The organism is Microcoleus sp. AT9b-C3 (assembly GCF_036705485.1).
Taxonomy (GTDB): Bacteria; Cyanobacteriota; Cyanobacteriia; order Cyanobacteriales; family Microcoleaceae; genus Microcoleus.
The window spans coordinates 89,033-107,445 of sequence record NZ_JAUBUR010000002.1; the positions used below are offsets into that span (position 1 = coordinate 89,033).

Consider the following 18,413-nt stretch of genomic DNA (forward strand, 5'->3'; position numbering starts at 1 on the left):
GGAGTGTCTACAGCCACCCAACATCATCGAGAAAAGTGTATTTAGAAAAGTGGAAGATTATGATTCCAATCAATGAAGCCCAAAAGCAGTTACAGCAATTGATCGATGCGGTGAGTCAGTCGCACCAACCTATTGTGATTGCAGGACAGACTAGCAATGCAGTGTTATTATCAGAATCTGACTGGGCATCTGTGCAGGAGACACTGTATCTTCTCTCAGTGCCAGGGATGCGGGAATCGATTCGGGAAGGACTGGCAACGCCGATCGAGGATTGCGCTAAGGAGTTGGAGTGGTGAGTTGGAATCTAGTCTATACCAAACAGGCACTGAAAGATGCCAAAAAGCTCGCTTCTAGCAATTTACGAGACAAAGCGCAAGAGTTACTCGACATTATTCAAACCAATCCGTTTCAGAATCCTCCACCCTACGAGAAATTGGTGGGAGATTTGGAAGGTGCATATTCACGGCGAATCAACATTCAGCATCGTCTGGTGTACGAGGTGATTGAGTCCGAGAATACGATCAAAATTTTGCGGATGTGGACGCATTATGAGTAGTGTTTCTAACAGGTTAACTAATACAGGGGTATAGCGATCGCTCTTTGGACTGGTGAGGAGAGCCGACCATACGTGCCATAATCAGCCATATTCTCTGGTACGCGATCGCCTGAACCTATGGATGCGCTAATCGGCAAAACTTTACAAGGTGGAAAATACACCCTAGAACAAGAATTGGGAAGAGGCGGCTTTGGAATAACTTTCAGGGCAAATCACCGCTATTTAGGACAGCCTGTAGTCATTAAAACCCTCAACGAATCTCTGCGGCAGCAACCCAATTTTGCTGAGTTCGATCGCAAGTTTCAAGACGAAGCGAGGCGGTTGGCTTCCTGCGTTCATCCGAATATTGTCCGCGTCAGCGATTTCTTTGTGGAAGACGGGCAGCCTTACATGGTGATGGACTACATTGCCGGTCAGAATTTGGCAGATGTAGTCGGTTCAAATCATCCGCTGCCAGAAAATCTTGCAATTCTCTACATCACTCAAATTGGCGCTGCTTTAAAAGTTGTTCATCAAAAGGGTTTGCTGCACCGAGATGTCAAGCCGCAAAACATTCTTTTGCGCCAAGGTACTCAGGAAGTCGTGCTGATTGATTTTGGCATAGCCCGCGAGTTTACTCCTGGTGCAACCCAAAGTCACACTAATATGGTGTCCGATGGCTACGCGCCGCCAGAACAGTATTTTGCCCAAGGAAAATATACGCCCGCAACAGATGTTTACGGTATGGCGGCGACGCTTTACACTCTGCTGACAGCACAGGTGCCGGTGGCTGCAATTTTACGCACCAGCCAGCCGATGCCTTCACCCCGCGACTTGCGGCCTGAGCTAAGTGCGGCTGTCAGCTCTGCGGTGATGCGGGGGATGACGGTAGAATCTCAAAATCGCCCTGCTAGCGTGGATGAGTGGCTGTCGCTGCTGCAGGGGCAGCCTCCTGGTGCAGCGTCGCCGAGCACCGGGCCGACGGTGGCGGTGATTCCGGGACACGGGCCTCAGTCGCCTGCGGGTTCCAGAACAGCGCCTGCTGTGGTGTCTTCTGGAGACAGCAACCGCAAGGTTTGGTGGATTTTGGGGTTCGTGGCGATCGCACTTATTGTTGCAGGTTTGGTCGGTATTGCTAGGGTTTTCCTCAACCGGCCGTCTTCAGAACCCGCACCGGTGGCCCAGGACGATCGCACTTCGGCCCCTGCAGATCCAGACGCGCGCTCCAGCCCCGCACCAATTCCCGCGCCCACACCAACGCCCGCCCCGACTCCCAGAGAAACTCCAGCGCCTGCTGCTGAAACTCCAGCGCCTGCTGCTGAAACTCCAACGCCTGCTGCTGAAACTCCAACGCCTGCTGCTGAAACCCCAGCGCCAACACCAGCGCCAACTCCCGAAGCTGTCGAACCCACACCAACGGAAAAACTTGTTGACAAAGAGTTGCCGCCAGATCGATCGCCCGCACCCAGCGAACAACCGGGAACCAGTTATCAGAAGACTCCCACAATCCCTGGGTATGCCGTTGGTACGCCGGAAAGTCAGATTTTATCCGAATTGGGAGAACCGACTGACTCTCAAGCGCGGGGCTATTGGCCGAATACTCGCACGGCACTTTACGAAATATTGCCCAATCGGATTACTCTCGGCTACATTTACGATCGCGATTCGGGCCAGCTAGTACAAACAGAGGGTTCTTTTGCCCAGTCGGTGGACGATTTGGTAGTGCGAACCGCCTTAAACGGGATGGTGGGCGGCGCCAGCAGGGAGATTTTGCAAGGCTTGGGCGACGTGCAGCAGCGCCGGAGTAATCGGTTTACTTTTAGGAAGGGTTCCCTCGAAGGGATGATCGAACGCAATGAGCGCGATCGGATTTACATCGGCGTCTGGGACGACAACTTGCATTAATTAGGAATTACGCACGGGTGGTCAGAAACCGGGTTTTTTTGCCAGATACTTCGTTACAGCCCGCATTAACAGCAAAAAACCCGGTTTCTTTAGTCCCCAATCGAAAATCTAAAATCCCAAATCTAAAATCGACTTGACCCCTGTCAATAAACCTTTCAAGGGCGAACTCTGGGCTCCACCCCAAAAAAACTGGAACTCTTGTGGAACAGGCATCTTGCCTGTTCAAAAAAATGGTGCAAGAGGTAAATATTCCCGACTCAGCTTTGTGCCAAAATCCCAAATCCCCAATCGAAAATCTAAAATCGAAAATCGAAAATCGCTTGACGCAACACGAAATATTGTCTATCATAAAAGAACACACGAGGGGCTGTAATGGTTTCGACAGGGTGGCGAAAGCTGCTCCGTGATGCAGGTCGAGAGGGAGTCTACTCTCGTTAATATCGGCTCAAAAAAAATAGTAAATGCGAACAACATCGTTCCTTTCGCTCGCAAAGCCGTAGCTGTAGCCTAAAAACTTCTTGAGCTTGGTTTAGAGTGTATGCCACCTCACTCCGTTAACGGTAGCATAACAACCCCCAACGGATGCCCTAGCTAAACGTTTCTAGTCGGCTAGCTAGGAAAGCAATCACTAGAAAATCCCCCCATTTGGGATAAAAATGGTTCCCGCCCCGAGGATCAGAGGGGATAAACCTGTGAACGATCGGAAGGTAAATACCCGCTTTGGACGGCAGTTCGATTCTGCCCAGTTCCATCGCCAAGGTGACGTAAAATCAATGGTTTAAGCCATTTGAAAGTCGCTTTACAACATTCAAAGGGCCGGCGAGTTAACTCGCCGGCCCTTTTGTTTAGCATTCAATCTTGATTCAATCTAAAATCTAGAATCTAAAATCTAAAATCTAAAATCTAAAATCGTATAAGACCCACCCATTAGCTACGCTGCAGACTCATATAATTAGAACTTCACCCTGTCTGTGCGTTGTTGGAGCCTGTCGGGCGATATACTATTAGGCGGTAAAGCATTAAAAATCTTTACAAAGACCCCGATTTTTAAGCCTACTCCTACGAAGGACGGGTGAAAAATTATATGCTGATCGCTCAAAAGCTGGACAAATGAACCCAGGAATTGACTTACAAGGAAGTTTCGTAGAAGCCCTCATGAATTTGGGCTTACCGGCGGACATCGCCCAAGTGCTTTGGCTACCGCTGCCAATGTTGCTGATGATTGTCGCTGCCGTTTTCGGGGTACTCACTAGCGTCTGGCTGGAACGGAAAATTTCCGCCGCCGCTCAACAACGGATAGGCCCGGAATTTATCGGCCCTCTGGGAGTTTTAGCACCCGTTGCTGACGGTCTGAAGTTGGTATTCAAAGAAGACATCGTACCGGCCAAAGCTGACGCGCTGCTATTTACCCTAGGCCCGGTAATTGTGGTGATTCCAGTTTTTCTCTCCTACTTAATCGTCCCCTTCGGAGAGCATATGCTGATCGCCGATATGGGGACAGCGATATTTCTGTGGATTGCCCTGTCTAGCATTCAGCCGATCGGCTTGCTGATGTCCGGCTATGCTTCAAACAACAAATACGCCCTCCTCGGCGGACTCAGAGCCGCGGCTCAATCCCTCAGCTACGAAATTCCCCTAGCTTTGGCAGTATTGGCAGTCGTGATGATGTCCAACAGCCTCAGTACGATCGACATCGTACACCAGCAAGCCGACTACGGCATTCTCGGCTGGAATATCTGGCGGCAACCCGCAGGTTTCCTGATTTTCTGGATCGCAGCACTAGCAGAATGCGAACGGTTGCCCTTTGACCTCCCGGAAGCAGAAGAAGAATTGGTAGCAGGATATCAGACTGAGTACACAGGCATGAAATTTGCTTTGTACTATATCGCTTCCTACGTTAACCTCGTCCTTTCTTGCTTGCTAGTAGCAGTTTTGTACCTCGGCGGCTGGGAATCCCCGATTCCTGTCGGAGTGTTGACAAATGCCCTAGGATTGAGCGAAACGACTCCTTGGTTACAGGTAATTACTGGCTTGCTGGGCATTACGATGACCATGTTGAAAGCCTACTTTTTCCTGTTTCTGGCAGTTCTGCTCCGCTGGACTCTGCCGCGAGTTCGGATCGACCAATTGCTAGATTTGGGATGGAAGTTTTTACTTCCTGTTGCTCTAGTTAATTTACTATTGACCGCAGCTTTGAAACTTGCCTTTCCCTTTGCTTTTGGCGGTTAATTAATAATAGGTAAAGGGCAACAGCTAAACCAAAATAGCTGTTAACCAATTACCTATTATTAATTATCAATTACCAAAAACTCAAGTACAGAGAGAGAACACCATGCTAAAATTCCTCAATCAAGTAGGCGAATACGCCAAAGAGACTCTTCAAGCTGCTAAGTATATCGGTCAAGGGCTATCTGTTACTTTTGACCACATGAGACGCCGGCCGATTACGGTGCAGTATCCTTACGAGAAACTAATTCCTTCGGAACGTTTCCGGGGTAGAATTCACTTTGAATTTGACAAGTGCATCTCCTGCGAAGTCTGCGTTCGGGTGTGTCCGATCAACTTACCTGTAGTGGATTGGGAATTTAACAAAGAAACTAAGAAGAAGCAACTCAAGCACTACAGTATCGATTTCGGTGTTTGTATCTTCTGCGGCAACTGCGTAGAATATTGTCCGACTAATTGTTTGTCGATGACAGAAGAGTATGAGTTGGCAACCTACGAACGTCACGAATTGAATTTTGACAACGTGGCCCTCGGACGTTTACCCTACAAGGTTACAGACGATCCGATGGTGACACCGATGCGGGAATTCGCTTATTTGCCGAAAGGTGCGATCGACCCTCATGAAGTTTCCTACACCGATCGCCGCGCCGGTCTGCGTCCAGAGGAAATTATCGAAAAGTAAGTAATTAGTCATTAGTCAGCAGTCATCAGTCATTAGTGAAATAACCAATTATTAATGACTGCTAACTAATGAGTAAAAACGAACAATAGAAAACTAATAATTGAGGATAAAAAATTGTGAATCTAGCTGAAGGGGTTCAAATTGTTTCATTTGGAATATTGTCGGTAATGATGATTGCAGGAGCATTAGGAGTAGTGCTGTTCTCCAACATCGTTTACTCAGCATTTTTGCTGTGCGGCGTATTTACTAGCATTGCCGGCTTGTACCTGTTGCTGAATGCCGACTTTGTAGCAGCAGCGCAGGTATTGATTTATGTTGGCGCTGTTAACGTCTTGATTTTGTTTGCGATTATGTTGGTAAACAAGCGAGAAGATTTCCGCACAATTCCCAACGCTTGGGTGCGTCAAGTAGCAACAGCAGTAGTTTGCGTAGGCTTGTTTGCGCTGTTGGGTACGATGGTGGTGTCTACTCCTTGGGCTATTGTCGCAACTACAGGAGCACCGGCCGAAAGTTCGATCGTCACTATCGCCAAACATTTCTTCACCGACTTTTTGCTGCCTTTCGAGTTAGCATCAGTGTTTTTGTTGATGGCAATGGTGGGAGCAATTGTGTTGGCGCGCCGCGATTTCTTCCCGGATGAACTGTCAAAGAAGCTATCCGAAACACCTGCTTTGAGTTTGCCGGAAAGACCTCGCGAATTAGTTTCTGCCGGAGATGTGTCTTCGCCAGAATCTAAGTAATATTATGGTGCGCTTAGCGCACCATAGTGTTAGTTTTGTAGTAACTTTAGATTGAGACAAAATCGCAAAATTTATGCAACTGCAACTCCAGTATTTCCTGTTATTAGCCGCCGCTCTTTTCTGTATTGGTATTTACGGTTTGATTACCAGCAGAAATGCAGTGCGCGTGTTGATGTCGATCGAGTTGATGCTGAATGCTGTCAATCTCAATTTGATGGGTTTCTCCAATTATCTCGACCCTGTACAAATTAAGGGCCAAGTATTTACCGTGTTTGTAGTTACGGTAGCGGCGGCTGAGGCGGCCGTAGGTTTGGCAATTGTTTTGGCGATTTATCGCAACCGCAATACCGTAGACATGGAAGAATTTAACTTGCTTAAGTGGTAATTCATCAATAGTCATCAGTCAATAGTCATCCGTCATTAGCGACAAACTAATGCAGATTAAAGACTGATGACTAAGGACTAATAACTAAAAACTAATGACTAATGACTTCTAGTAATTTCTAGAGTAATTCTCCCCCCGAAATCAGGGATGGGGGCAGCAGGTTTCGAGAGTTGTAGTTTAACTTTTTCGACTAACGGTAGTTCTAAAAGCGCTTGAGCAATAGTATCTGCTAGGCGTTCGATTAATAAAAACTTCGAGTCTTTGACTAGCTTTTGAATCAGAGTAATGGCGCTACGGTAATCAAGAGTATGTTGAATATCATCACTTTTTCCAGCTTGCGATAAATCCAGCCAAAGAGTAACATCCACTTCAAACCACTGCCCCAAAACTTGCTCTTCCGGCAGATAGCCCGTATATCCGTAACAGCGAATTGCTGTAAGTTGAATAGAATCCATTTTGCAATAAACTAAAAGTGCGTTGCCTAACCAATTTGTATTAAACCAGATAAAGTTCTCTTTCTCTTCCCTCTCTTTTTTTGCCCTTTTCCTTCTCCCTCTGCGCTCTTTGCGCCCTCTGCGGTTCAATAACTCTTATTCTATCTTAAATTTCACAACCGTCCTCCTTTCTCCAACTTGTCCAGTAAATCCTCAGCTACTTCATACCATTTCCGCCTAATTTCAGCATCTTCTGGCTTTTCTGTCAAGGTACGACCTTGGAATTCGGGATATTTACTGTAATATAATTCATCCACTTTTTGATAGAAGATATCTTGATTAATGTTGAGATTTTTGCGTCGTTTACCAATCTTTTCTTGACGAATTATTTCGGCTTCCTCTAAGGACGTATCGGGAGGTTGCTGGCGCGAAGTAAATTTAGGTAAATCCGGCAACTTGGGCAACGTGAAACCAGATTTGACTACACTAAAAGCTAAAATTCCGGGCACCAAAATCACACTTAAACTCCCTAGGGTTTTCCAAGGTATTAACTTGAATGTGCTGTTGTTGTTAACAATTTGAGGATTTTGGTGAACAGGAGTATGATTACTGGTAGCAGTTTGAGTGGTGTTTTTGAAAGGGCGGCCGACAAAGTTCATTGTCACCATTTGGGAAATTATACTGCCAATGTGAGATAGTTTTGGATCTTTGAGTGCTTCGCGGACTTCTTTTGCGGATTGGTAGCGATCGCCCGGTTGTTCTGCTAACATCCGATCCAATACCGTGGCTAAATTTGGGCTGACACTGACGTGCGATCGCCAATCCCAAGTTTTATTATTGATATCGTACAATTTTTGGGGCTTTTTGCCGCTTAGCAGTACCAAAGCCGTGACGGCTAAAGCGTACAAATCGCTAGCAGCAGAAACTTTCCCCAGTCGCATTTGTTCGGCTGGCGAATAACCCTGTTTGCCGATCGCCGTATCAGATTGTCCGTTAAACTGAAGTACAGCATTGGCTGCGATTTGTTTGACCGAACCGAAATCAATTAAAAAGGGTAGTTTGTCAGCATCATGCTGAATAATATTATCCGGGGAAATATCGCGGTGAATTAAATTTTTTGAGTGGATGTATTCTAAAACTGGTAAAAGCTGAAATAGCAGTTGAGTAACTTCGGCTTCGGTAAAATTTTTACCTTGCTGCTGGCGCGATATCAATATTTCTTCGTAGGTTTGACCCTTGATATAATCTTGCACTAAAAATAAAGATGGATTCCCCCCCAAATCCGTTCGCAGGAGTTCTCGAAAACGGGGGATTTGCGGGTGTTGGAGGTGGTAAAGCATACTCGCTTCGCGATCGAACAATTCGGCAGCTTTCGGGCTGTGAACCACCGGAGAAAACTCTTTGAGCACGCAATGTTCGTTGTAGCGGTTGATATCTTCGGCGAGGTAAGTGCGGCCGAAGCCACCCCGGCCTAATTCGCGGAGGATGCGGTAGCGTTTTTCGAGAGTCGAACCTGGGGTGAGGAGGGAGGAGTTAGACATAAACCACGGCAAATTGTTCGAGTTGGGGAGTCGCGGAGCACAGTATAGCTTATTGTAGCTAAGTTTGTTTGAATGTCAGGGAAGGAAGGGCGATCGCTTTTTTGGGATGGATGAAGGAGAAGGGACACTTTGCTTAAGATGCAGTATCTACAGGATATCGTAGGGGCGGGTTTTACCAACCATCTATGTTATAAACCAACAATATAATAAACCCGCCCCCACGAACACGACAAATCCAAATCTACATTTTTGGCATTCGATCTAACATCAGGTTAATCGGGATTATCTGCTGTGTGGGGCGGCTTTATATAAATTGTTCGTGAACATCAAATATTGTTGGTAAACCCCGCCCCTACAGGCTTTTTTCTTGTCGGGTTTGAGCGCCTATCGAGAATTTACAAATCTCGATGTGTAAATTCCTTAGCATCCTTCCCTACATAACTCGCGGCAACATGGCCATCTCCAACAACTCGATACTTATAGGTAATCAATCCCTCTAAACCGACAGGGCCGCGAGGTGGCATTTGCTGCGTGCTAATCCCCACTTCTGCACCGAAGCCGTAGCGGAAACCGTCGGCAAATCGAGTCGAACAATTGTGATAAACTCCGGCCGCATCTACTCCATTTAAAAAAGTTTCGGCGGCTTCCCTGTCTTCGGTAACAATGACATCTGTGTGTCTGGAACCGTATGTATTGATATGGTTAATTGCCTCTTCCACAGAATCTACTATTTTGATTGACAAAATCAAATCGCTGTATTCTGTAGACCAATCGGTTTCTGTCGCTTCGGCAATATTTTCGAGGATGGCGCGAGTTTTTTCGTCTCCCCGCAACTCAACTTTTTTCTGCTGCAAAGCTGCGGCAACTGCGGGCAGGAATTTGGGGGCGATCGCACTATGGACTAACAAAGTTTCAATGGCATTGCAGGCGGCTGGATACTGGGTTTTTGCATCGACAGAAATCTCTACTGCTTTCTGAATATCCGCCGCTTTGTCTGCGTACAAATGACAAATTCCGTCGGCGTGTCCCAACACGGGAATTCGCGTATTTTCTTGCACGAACCGCACGAAGGAATTAGAACCTCTGGGAATAATCAAATCTACATATTCATCCATTTTTAGCAGTTCGATTGTTTCTTCCCGCGTTGTCAGCAACTGCACAACTTCTGGATTAACCGGAGTTTCTGCTAATGCTTGATGTATCACTTTTGTCAAGACTTCGCAGGAACGGACTGCTTCTTTGCCGCCTTTGAGAATGACGCCGTTTCCCGATTTAATTGCCAAGGATACTATCTGAATTAAAGCTTCTGGGCGCGCTTCAAAAATAATGCCTAAAACGCCCAAAGGACAGGTGACGCGCTTCAGAATTAATCCTGTATCCAATTCGCGGTGGATTTGCACGACACCGATCGGCTCAGGGAGTTTCGCAACGTCGCGCACGCCCGCGATCGCACTTTTCAACTTGCTCTCATCCAACTTGAGGCGATCGTACAGCGGTTTCGCAATTCCATCCGTCTGGGCCACCTTGCAGTCAGCCGCATTCGCCGCCACAATATCCGGCGCAGCAGCTTCCAAAGCTTTAGCTATAGCCTCAATAGCTTGATTTTTGGCCTCAGCGGACAAAACTGCCAATTTTCTAGCAGATACGCGCGTTTTTAGGGCAATTTCAATAATAGACATGGCAGTAACTTTTAAATAGTTTTGATTGTTGGGTTTTGAATTTTGAGTTGTGAATTGAATCCGCACAAATAAATTTCGGGGCGGTTTTCAGTCTTAACAATTCTAGAGGAAATTCTATATTTTTGTTTAGACCCCTTACAGCAATCCGCATTAACAGGTTAAAACAGTGAAGTATAGATAAAATCCCACGGTCATTTCCATTTGTCAATAACCTTTGGAGAGTATTATGTCATCTCACGCCCCTTTACGCAAGGCAGGGCGAGCCGCCAAAGCCGGCGTTAAACTGATACAGAAAACTGGCGGAAATCTCGTTTTAGCTTCCGGCGTCACCATCAGCCTGCTGTTTGGTATGGTGTTAGCGCTATCATTAGCCTCAGTTTTGATTCTCAATAGTCCCGATCCAGTCGCCGGATTGGCGATCGCACTTCCCATAACTCTGATTTTTAACATCGCTGCTTTTTTCCTATCGCCTTACTTGATGGACTTAACCCAAAATTGGCTCTACAATACTCGCTGGGTTTCCCTAGCAGAAATTGAAAGCCTAAGTCCCGAAACAGCGAAAGTTATTAAGAAGGTTTGCAAGCAGAAAAAACTCCAGCAGCCACGTTTAGGAATTATCGACGACCAAAACCCTACAGCTTTTACTTACGGTTCCTTTCCAAACAGCGCTCGCTTAGTGGTCAGTCAAGGTCTTTTTACCTATTTAGACGACGAAGAAATTGCCACTGTTTATGCCCACGAACTCGGTCACATTGTCCACTGGGACTTTGCAGTAATGACTTTAGCTTCGACTTTGGTGCAGATTACTTATTTAATTTACACAACAGCTCAAAGAATGGGTCGAAGTGGTGGCGAAAAAGCTAAAGATGCGGCCGGCACGGTAGCTGCTGTTGCTTATTTGTTTTACATCGCCGGCACTTATTTATTGCTATATTTGTCACGGACGCGAGAATATTTTGCCGACCATTTTGCAGCCGAAACTACTGGCAACCCCAATGCTTTGTCTCGCGCTTTGGTAAAAATTGCTTACGGTATTTTGGAAGAAGGACAAAGGGCAACAGAACCCAGCCGCTTATTAGAAGGAACTCGCGCTTTAGGCATTTACGATGCCAAAGCTGCCACATCTACTGGCACTGCTTACAGGATTACTTCGGAACCAGAAAAGATTGGGCGAGTGTTTTTGTGGGATATGTTTAATCCGTGGGGTTGGTGGATGGAGTTGAACTCGACTCACCCGCTGACTGGTAAACGAGTTCGTGCTTTGAGCACTTATGCGGAACAATTAGGCTTGGATGTTGAGTTTGACATGGGCCGGATTGTCGGCGAAGGCAACGATTTGAGCAAGCGGAGACTGTACGGAAATTTTGTGTTCGATTTGCTGCTGTACAGTGCAGAAACTCTCGGCTTAGCGGTGGGTTTTGCGATCGGCATTTCGCTGTATGCTGTAAACCCGATGATGATGGTTGCTTGTCCTTTAATTGGTTTGGGTGCGGGAATTTTGCTCAAGACTTTGGTGATGTTCCCCAATTACGAACAAGCAGAACACTTGGATGTTTTAACCTTAATGTCTGACCCTTATGCCAGTCCTTTGCGGGGTCAACCGGCGCAACTGCAAGGCGAATTAATTGGTCGCGGCGATGCGGGTTATACCTTCGGTTCTGATTTGAAACTGCAAGACAGAACGGGAATGATTTATCTGCGCTATGCTTCTCGTTTTGGGCCAATTGGTAATTTTCTGTTTGGCATGAAACGGGTTGAAAGTTTGATTGGAATGGAGGTTAGCGCTTTGGGTTGGTTCCGTCGGGGTGTTGCACCTTGGATGGATTTGATTCAGCTTGAAAGCGATAGCGGTACTACGGTTAAGAGTTATCACCGCTTCTGGTCTGTTGTGATGGGTATAGGGGCGATCGTTCTTGGTATTGCGGCGCTATTTATATCATTTGCTGCTTAAAAGTTGACAGGTAAAACGTTTTAAGTTAAATATAATTAAGCTCGCATTTTCGAGCTTGTTTTTTTGTTACATACGGTACTATCGAATTTTATACCGCTCTCAATTATCTTTTTTTGTGGTCAAAATAGTGAGTTTACGAACCGCTTTAGATGTGTTAGCGAAGGGGCGTCATAGCGAGCTTGTCGCAAAAAAAGAAGCAAGGAAGAAGTAAAGAAGGAGATAGGTAATCTTATGGTGGGAAGGAATTAATTCAGTTATGAGCAAACATGACAATTAAAATTGCTACAATTAGTTTGTTGTTGATAGTATTAAGTTTAGTAGTCAGCAATCCCAGCCATAAACTCAGGAGTAACATAACCAAGTTGCTCGCCCAAACGGAAAATAGGGAGAATAAAAACACCGTGCAAAGTATTCTCGATGACAGCGCAAAATTAGAAAAACTAGCTGGGGATTTCCAATTTATAGAAGGCCCGATTTGGCATCCAGACGGTTTTTTGCTGTTTAGCGATATTCCCGCCAATATTATCTATAAATTCGGCTCAAATCAGCAAGTTGAGGTATTTCGCCGCCCTTCGGGAAAAGCCAACGGCAATACTTTAGACAAAGAAAACCGCTTACTTACTGCCGAACACGAAAATCGCCGCGTATCCCGCACAGAAAAGGACGGCAAAGTTATCACATTGGCGGAGAGATACGAGGGAAAAAAGCTCAACAGTCCGAACGATTTGGTTGTTAAATCCGACGGCAGCATTTATTTTACCGATCCGTCCTACGGTGTTAGTAAAGACCAGGAAGAATTGGGTTTTTACGGTGTTTACAGGCTGGCACCAGACGGAAAATTAACTCTGCTGGTTAAGGATTTGGTGCTGCCGAACGGCATCGCTTTTTCACCAGACGAGCAAAAACTTTATGTCAACAATTCCGAAGCGGGATACATTGCGGTTTTTGATGTAAAACCGGACGGAACTGTTACCAACCAGCAGCTTTTTGCGGAGTTAAAAGATTCCAGTCAAAGCGGAGTACCCGACGGTTTAAAAGTTGATGTAGAGGGGAATGTTTACAGCACCGGGCCGGGGGGAGTGTGGATTTTCTCGCCGGAGGGCAAGCTTTTGGGGAAGATTTCTGTGCCTGAGACGGCGACTAATTTGGCTTGGGGAGAAAGCGATCGCCAAACGCTTTACATTACTGCAAGTAAAAGTCTCTATCGGATTCAGCTTAAAATGGCGGGTGTGCGGGCTGGAAAATAATCTAAAATCGGGCGAAGTTGAAAGTAAAGTGACATTGGCAGGCGAATCTCATATAAAGTATTGGTTTGTAGTAGTTCTTCAGGGCTGCTGCGAACTTTTATTTAAGACATTTTTTGACTCCGATGTTCGTAGCCCGCTTGCATAAATTTCTGACTGCGACTGTGGATGAAAAATCCCGATCGCACACAATATTTTGGTTAACTTTGAGCTTGACATTTGCTACACTTTATGGTTTTTTAGGACTCAAGCAAGTCTTCAGCGCCGAGTATATGGTGCAAGACGATGCGAGGCAGCACGTTTTCTGGATGATGCGGTTTGTCGATCCTGAATTATTCCCCAACGATTTCATTGCTAATTACTTTCAATCTGTAGCCCCCGCAGGATACAGCACGCTCTACAAATTAGCCGCAACAATTGGCATTCACCCGCTATTTTTTCACAAAATATTGCCACTATTTCTAGGCTTAATCTCCACTTATTACTGTTTTGGCCTTTGCCTAGAAATGCTGCCAGTGCCCATGACTGGATTTATTGCATCTTTGCTGCTAAATCAGCATATGTGGATGACTGATGATTTGGCTTCCGCAACGGCAAGAGCTTTTATATATCCGATATTCCTGGCTCTTTTATATTATTTATCGCGCAGTTCGTTGCTGCCTTGTTTAGGGGCTATCGCACTTATCGGACTATTCTATCCTCCTTACGCCTTGGTTGCTGCCGGAATTTTAGTTTTGCGCCTGCTAGCATGGAAAAACGGCGGTTTGCGCTTGTCGCGCGATCGAACTAATTACCTATTTTGCAGTACAGGTTTGGGAGTAATCTTTTTAGTAATGCTGCCCTACGCCTTAGATAACTCTGAATTTGGCCCAACTTATACCGCAGCAGAAGCGAAGCAAATGGCCGAATTTCTTCCCAGCGGCAGAAATGCTTTTTTTCGTCCAAATCCTAAAGATTATTGGTTGACAGGGCGGGGCAGCGGGATGTTTCCCAAGTCGCTGTTTACGCCTGTAACTCACTGTGTCGGGCTGTTATTTCCGCTGCTGCTGTTTTTGCGATCGGCTTTTCCCTTAGCAAATCAGATTCAAAGCAAAATCTGGCTTTTGCTTCAGCTATTTTTAGGCTCATCAGCGATGTTCTTTGCAGCTCACGCTACCATTTTTAAGCTGTATCAACCAGGTCGCTATACTGCCTATAGCTTGCGATTTATTGTTGTGTTGATAACTGCGATCGCCCTAACTTTAATTATCGATGGAGTCGGTCATTGGGCATCAACAACCGCAACAACATTTGATGTAAAAAACCTAGTTGCACTAATTACGACAGCGATTATCGCTATCGCCGTTGTCCTTTATCCCTGCTTGACCGAAAAATTTCCCACCGTCGGGTACGTAGAAGGTAAAATATCGGGTTTGTACAAATTTTTTCAGCAACAACCTAAAGATATCTTGATTGCCTCACTAGCGGGAGAGACTGACCACTTGCCAACATTTAGTCAGCGTTCTGTTCTGGTGGCAAAGGAATATGCAGTGCCTTATCAGAAAGGCTACTACAGCAGATATCGGCAGCGACTTAACGATTTAATTCGCGCTCAATACACTCCCGATCGATCTGTATTGCAAAATTTCATTAATAGCTATGGAGTTGATTTTTGGATGCTCGATCGCAATGCTTTCACTCTTCAGTATGTAAAGGATGATGGCTGGCTAAATCAATTTGATTCTACACCGGAGGCCAGCCTTTCTCTAGAACAAGGGAAAATTCCCGCCTTAGCTTCAGCCATGACAAGTTGTGCTGTTTTTCAGAATGAAATTATAGTGGTTTTGGAGGCGTCTTGTATTGTGAAATTGATGGGTAATTAAGGCGAGGCGGAGCCTTGGGATATGCGTTCCCAGGAAGAGCCGGGTAACTAGGAAGAAACCGGGTTTCTTAACTCAAAATCTTGGTTTTTAGGTTTAACCGGAGGCAACAAACTCGGTTTCCGACGCTAAAATTAGTAATTTAGTGATTTGTAGGGGCAATCCCCTTGCGGTTGCCACTCCTGATGAGTGATGTTGCAGATATCGTGCAATTAAATAATCTCCGCAATCAAAGGTGAATATAGATCGGGGGTCAAGTTCGCAGACAATGAAAATTGCACAAAAGCTCGATCGCCAATTATCTCTTGGGCAAAAACATGACAACACTTTACGTCAACCCGCAAACAGGCAGCGATTCCGCAGTCGGCAGCCAATCAGCGCCATTCAAAACTATAGCCCGCGCGATCATTGCCCGCGCTGCATCAGGAACTACGATTCAGTTAGCACCGGCAACTTATAGCGATGCTAGTGGCGAAAAATTCCCTTTGGAAATTCCCTCTGGAGTAAAAGTCATTGGCAATGAAGCTAACAAAGGTAGAGGCATTCTGATTCAAGGCAGCGGCAAATTTGTCAGTCCCACCGCTGCTGGTCAAAATATCACCATACTACTAGCAACTAATTCCCAATTGCGCGGAGTAACTGTCACCAATCTCGATAGTCGTGGCACGGGAGTCTGGATTGAGTCAACTTCTCCGACTGTGGCTAACTGCACTTTCACTCAATGCAAGCGCGAAGGCATTTTTGCCACGGGAACCGCTAATCCTACGATTCTCGATAACATATTTGTGGCAAACTCTGCGGCTGGGGTGATTATGGCGGGAACTGCTAAAGGAGCAATACGGCGCAATATTTTTCAAAAGACGGGTTTCGGCATTTCTCTGCAAGCTCAGTCGGCTCCTTTGATTGCTGATAACCAAATTTTGGAAAATCGCTCCGGTATCGTTTTAGCGGGGGAATCTCAGCCAATTGTACGCAATAATCGCATTGAAAAAAATACCGAAGACGGTTTGACTGCGGTGGGGAAGTCGCTGCCAGATATGGGTAATGCTCAAGATTTGGGCGGCAATATCTTTCAGAATAACGGCGAATTCGACTTGCAAAACGCGACTGGGGTTAAAATTTCTGCGGTGGGAAATCAACTCAATTCTTCGCGGGTAAAAGGTTTATTTGATTGGGGCAATGTGACGCCAACTCCGACTCCTGGCGGGCTAAAGTTCAGCGACATCAGCACGCATTGGGCCAAGGATTTTATCGATCGCTTGGCAAAGATGAATATTGTTAGCGGGTTTCCCAACGGCACTTTTCAACCTTACGAGATTGTAACTAGAGCTCAGTATGCGGCGATGTTGGCGAAGGCGTTTGAATTGATGCCGCGCCGTGAGGCGACGGTTTTTAAGGATGTGGCGGCGGATTTTTGGGCCAAGGGAGCGATCGACCAAGCTAATCGAGCGGGCTTTTTGGCTGGATATCCAGACAGCACGTTTCGCCCGGAGCAGAATTTGACTAGAACTCAGGCGATCGTATCTTTGGTAAACGGCTTGCAGTTGGCGGGCGGCAACCCCAATTCTTTGAGCGTTTATGTCGATCGAGCTCAGATTCCCAGTTTTGCCACCGACGAGATAGCAACCGCCACAGAGCGCAAAATCGTGGTCAACTATCCCGTGCGCGAAAAGCTTTCCCCCGCCCACGACATCACCCGTGGCGAGATATCCGCCCTCATCTACCAAACCCTGGTAGCCACAAAGCGAACCGATCCCATTAACTCTCCCTACATCGTCTGAGGGAATTAGGAGACAAGGGAGAGGATAACTTGGGGTACAAAGAACCAACCCATATCCTCTCGCCCTTGTCTCCGATTGCCTCACTCTCACCCACTCTCACCCACTCTCACCCACTCCCACTCTCCCAAGTCTTGATTTGCGAGTACCCGAATCGTTTTATGATTAAACATTAAGAAATTAAGCAATCCTTAAGGTTCGAGTGTCAGATTATGGCTAAAATTCAATTCTCTCGGGGTATAGACGAAGATGTTGTGCCCGAAGTGCGCCTAACCCGTTCTAAAAGCGGAGAGCAAGGCACTGCCACGTTTCTCTTTGAAAATCCCAAAGCTCTTGGCAGCACCAGTACCGAAGACATTACTGGAATGTACCTGATCGACGACGAAGGCGAACTCCTCACTCGCGAGGTTAAGGCTAAGTTCATCAACGGTCAGCCTGCGGGTTTGGAAGCTCTTTATATAATGAAAAGTTCCGCAGAATGGGATCGATTTATGCGTTTCATGGAACGCTACTCGGAAGCAAACGGCTTAGGATTTAGCAAGGCATAATGGGTAGTTGGTAATTGGTAATTGGTAATTGGTAATTAGCCGATCGCTGGTTGCCGGTTGCCGATTGCTTAGAAGAAGAAACTATGACGCAAATTCCTCACCCCGACTTATCTAAAATAACCGTAAACTGCGCTATCATTACTGTTAGCGACACGCGCTCGGCCGAAACAGACAATAGTGGCTTGTTAACTAAGAAGCTGCTAAAAGATGCGGGTCACTCGGTGGTAGCTTACACTGTTGTTAAAGATGATGCGGCAAAAATTGTATTGCAAATGCAGGCTTTTTCCCAGCGTGAAGATGTGGATGCAATCATTTTTAACGGCGGCACGGGCATCGCTCCGCGAGATACGACTTATGATGTGATGGAGAGTTTGCTAGACAGGATTTTACCAGGATTTGGTGAGATATTTCGGTTTTTGAGCTATCAAGAAATTGGTTCGAGGGCGATCGCCTCTCGCGCCGTTGCAGGCGTGTATCAAGGCAAGTTAGTCTTTTCTCTTCCGGGCTCTAGCAATGGCGTGAAACTAGCTGTGGAAAAGCTAATTTTACCAGAATTAGTTCACTTGGTGACGCAGTTGCGCGGTGGGTGAGGGCGAAAGTTCGGTTAATTGATTGACAATCAAGCAATTTGGTTACAAGCCCCCCGATTCATCTGCGGATCGAGAAAAAAGCTCGCTCATCCTCATCGCCACCCCCCGGGTCGATCGGTGAGTTAGCTTTCTTCAATCTCTTCAATCTCTTCAATCTCTTCAATCTCTTCAATCTAAAATCTAAAATCTAAAATCTAAAATCGAAAGTTCGGTTAATTGACTGACAATCAAGCAATTTAGTTACAAGCCCCCCGATTCATCTGCGGATCGAGAAAAAAGCTCGCTCATCCTCATCGCCACCCCCCGGGTCGATCGG

General features: G+C 46.2%; 16 protein-coding genes and 1 other RNA gene. 14 read left to right on the plus strand and 3 right to left on the minus strand.

The window, feature by feature from the left end; translation table 11 throughout:
* Positions 1–59 precede the first annotated feature (59 nt).
* From QUB77_RS02155 to nuoK, 8 genes are all read left to right on the plus strand, one after another.
* Positions 60–296: a type II toxin-antitoxin system Phd/YefM family antitoxin gene (locus tag QUB77_RS02155; protein ID WP_333173262.1), complete on the plus strand. Its 237-nt coding sequence runs from the start codon at positions 60–62 to the stop codon at positions 294–296.
* Positions 293–556 carry a Txe/YoeB family addiction module toxin gene (locus QUB77_RS02160; protein WP_333173264.1) on the plus strand — a complete coding sequence of 88 codons (264 nt, stop codon included), beginning with the start codon at positions 293–295 and terminating at the stop codon, positions 554–556. Before QUB77_RS02155 ends, QUB77_RS02160 begins: the two co-directional genes overlap by 4 nt.
* A 117-nt stretch (positions 557–673) precedes the next feature.
* A complete protein-coding gene (locus QUB77_RS02165; protein ID WP_333173267.1) occupies positions 674–2,440 on the plus strand; it encodes a serine/threonine-protein kinase in 1,767 nt (588 codons plus the stop codon).
* A gap of 363 nt (positions 2,441–2,803) precedes the next feature.
* Positions 2,804–3,194, plus strand: a transfer-messenger RNA (tmRNA) gene (gene ssrA / locus QUB77_RS02170).
* A gap of 356 nt (positions 3,195–3,550) precedes the next feature.
* Positions 3,551–4,669: an NADH-quinone oxidoreductase subunit NuoH gene (gene nuoH / locus QUB77_RS02175; RefSeq protein WP_333173269.1), complete on the plus strand. Its 1,119-nt coding sequence runs from the start codon at positions 3,551–3,553 to the stop codon at positions 4,667–4,669.
* 103 nt (positions 4,670–4,772) lie between these two features.
* Complete coding sequence (ndhI, locus tag QUB77_RS02180; protein ID WP_333042046.1) at positions 4,773–5,348, plus strand: NAD(P)H-quinone oxidoreductase subunit I; 576 nt, start codon at positions 4,773–4,775, stop codon at positions 5,346–5,348.
* A gap of 116 nt (positions 5,349–5,464) precedes the next feature.
* Positions 5,465–6,088 (plus strand): NADH-quinone oxidoreductase subunit J, encoded by a 624-nt coding sequence (locus QUB77_RS02185; RefSeq protein ID WP_333070831.1) that lies wholly within the window; start codon positions 5,465–5,467, stop codon positions 6,086–6,088.
* A gap of 79 nt (positions 6,089–6,167) precedes the next feature.
* On the plus strand, positions 6,168–6,473 hold the full coding sequence (gene nuoK / locus QUB77_RS02190; protein ID WP_228042566.1) for an NADH-quinone oxidoreductase subunit NuoK: 306 nt from the start codon (positions 6,168–6,170) through the stop codon (positions 6,471–6,473).
* 98 nt (positions 6,474–6,571) lie between these two features.
* Here the strand turns inward: nuoK and folB are convergent, their stop codons facing one another.
* From folB to QUB77_RS02205, 3 genes are all read right to left on the minus strand, one after another.
* Entirely contained in the window at positions 6,572–6,928 is a 357-nt protein-coding gene (gene folB, locus QUB77_RS02195; protein WP_333173271.1) for a dihydroneopterin aldolase, read from the minus strand.
* A gap of 152 nt (positions 6,929–7,080) precedes the next feature.
* Positions 7,081–8,448 carry a serine/threonine-protein kinase gene (locus tag QUB77_RS02200; protein ID WP_333173273.1) on the minus strand — a complete coding sequence of 456 codons (1,368 nt, stop codon included), beginning with the start codon at positions 8,446–8,448 and terminating at the stop codon, positions 7,081–7,083.
* 395 nt (positions 8,449–8,843) lie between these two features.
* Positions 8,844–10,127, minus strand: a complete 1,284-nt coding sequence (locus QUB77_RS02205) for a glutamate-5-semialdehyde dehydrogenase (protein ID WP_333322818.1) — start codon at positions 10,125–10,127, stop codon at positions 8,844–8,846.
* Between the two features lie 226 nt (positions 10,128–10,353).
* On the opposite strand from QUB77_RS02205, the gene QUB77_RS02210 reads away from it, so the two are divergent.
* The 6 genes from QUB77_RS02210 (at position 10,354) to QUB77_RS02235 (ending at position 18,097) form a co-directional block, all read left to right on the plus strand.
* A complete protein-coding gene (locus tag QUB77_RS02210) occupies positions 10,354–12,078 on the plus strand; it encodes a zinc metalloprotease HtpX (RefSeq protein WP_333173277.1) in 1,725 nt (574 codons plus the stop codon).
* A gap of 266 nt (positions 12,079–12,344) precedes the next feature.
* Entirely contained in the window at positions 12,345–13,325 is a 981-nt protein-coding gene (locus QUB77_RS02215) for an SMP-30/gluconolactonase/LRE family protein (RefSeq protein ID WP_333173280.1), read from the plus strand.
* A gap of 122 nt (positions 13,326–13,447) precedes the next feature.
* On the plus strand, positions 13,448–15,184 hold the full coding sequence (locus tag QUB77_RS02220; protein ID WP_333173423.1) for a hypothetical protein: 1,737 nt from the start codon (positions 13,448–13,450) through the stop codon (positions 15,182–15,184).
* A 314-nt stretch (positions 15,185–15,498) separates the two neighbouring features.
* Entirely contained in the window at positions 15,499–16,962 is a 1,464-nt protein-coding gene (locus QUB77_RS02225) for a DUF1565 domain-containing protein (protein WP_333173283.1), read from the plus strand.
* Between the two features lie 209 nt (positions 16,963–17,171).
* On the plus strand, positions 17,172–17,507 hold the full coding sequence (gene psb28 / locus QUB77_RS02230; protein WP_333173285.1) for a photosystem II reaction center protein Psb28: 336 nt from the start codon (positions 17,172–17,174) through the stop codon (positions 17,505–17,507).
* An 83-nt stretch (positions 17,508–17,590) separates the two neighbouring features.
* Positions 17,591–18,097, plus strand: coding sequence for a MogA/MoaB family molybdenum cofactor biosynthesis protein (locus QUB77_RS02235; RefSeq protein WP_006632696.1), 507 nt, complete (start codon positions 17,591–17,593; stop codon positions 18,095–18,097).
* Positions 18,098–18,413: the final 316 nt, after the last annotated feature.

What these genes read in the sequence shown, in the direction of transcription:
- QUB77_RS02155 (WP_333173262.1), top strand. Translation starts at nt 60, where the DNA reads ATGATTCCAATCAATGAAGCCCAAAAGCAGTTACAGCAATTGATCGAT.
- QUB77_RS02165 (WP_333173267.1), top strand. Translation starts at nt 674, where the DNA reads ATGGATGCGCTAATCGGCAAAACTTTACAAGGTGGAAAATACACCCTA.
- nuoH (WP_333173269.1), top strand. Translation starts at nt 3,551, where the DNA reads ATGAACCCAGGAATTGACTTACAAGGAAGTTTCGTAGAAGCCCTCATG.
- ndhI (WP_333042046.1), top strand. Translation starts at nt 4,773, where the DNA reads ATGCTAAAATTCCTCAATCAAGTAGGCGAATACGCCAAAGAGACTCTT.
- folB (WP_333173271.1), bottom strand. Translation starts at nt 6,928, where the DNA reads ATGGATTCTATTCAACTTACAGCAATTCGCTGTTACGGATATACGGGC.
- QUB77_RS02200 (WP_333173273.1), bottom strand. Translation starts at nt 8,448, where the DNA reads ATGTCTAACTCCTCCCTCCTCACCCCAGGTTCGACTCTCGAAAAACGC.
- QUB77_RS02205 (WP_333322818.1), bottom strand. Translation starts at nt 10,127, where the DNA reads ATGTCTATTATTGAAATTGCCCTAAAAACGCGCGTATCTGCTAGAAAA.
- QUB77_RS02210 (WP_333173277.1), top strand. Translation starts at nt 10,354, where the DNA reads ATGTCATCTCACGCCCCTTTACGCAAGGCAGGGCGAGCCGCCAAAGCC.
- QUB77_RS02215 (WP_333173280.1), top strand. Translation starts at nt 12,345, where the DNA reads ATGACAATTAAAATTGCTACAATTAGTTTGTTGTTGATAGTATTAAGT.
- QUB77_RS02220 (WP_333173423.1), top strand. Translation starts at nt 13,448, where the DNA reads ATGTTCGTAGCCCGCTTGCATAAATTTCTGACTGCGACTGTGGATGAA.
- QUB77_RS02225 (WP_333173283.1), top strand. Translation starts at nt 15,499, where the DNA reads ATGACAACACTTTACGTCAACCCGCAAACAGGCAGCGATTCCGCAGTC.
- psb28 (WP_333173285.1), top strand. Translation starts at nt 17,172, where the DNA reads ATGGCTAAAATTCAATTCTCTCGGGGTATAGACGAAGATGTTGTGCCC.
- QUB77_RS02235 (WP_006632696.1), top strand. Translation starts at nt 17,591, where the DNA reads ATGACGCAAATTCCTCACCCCGACTTATCTAAAATAACCGTAAACTGC.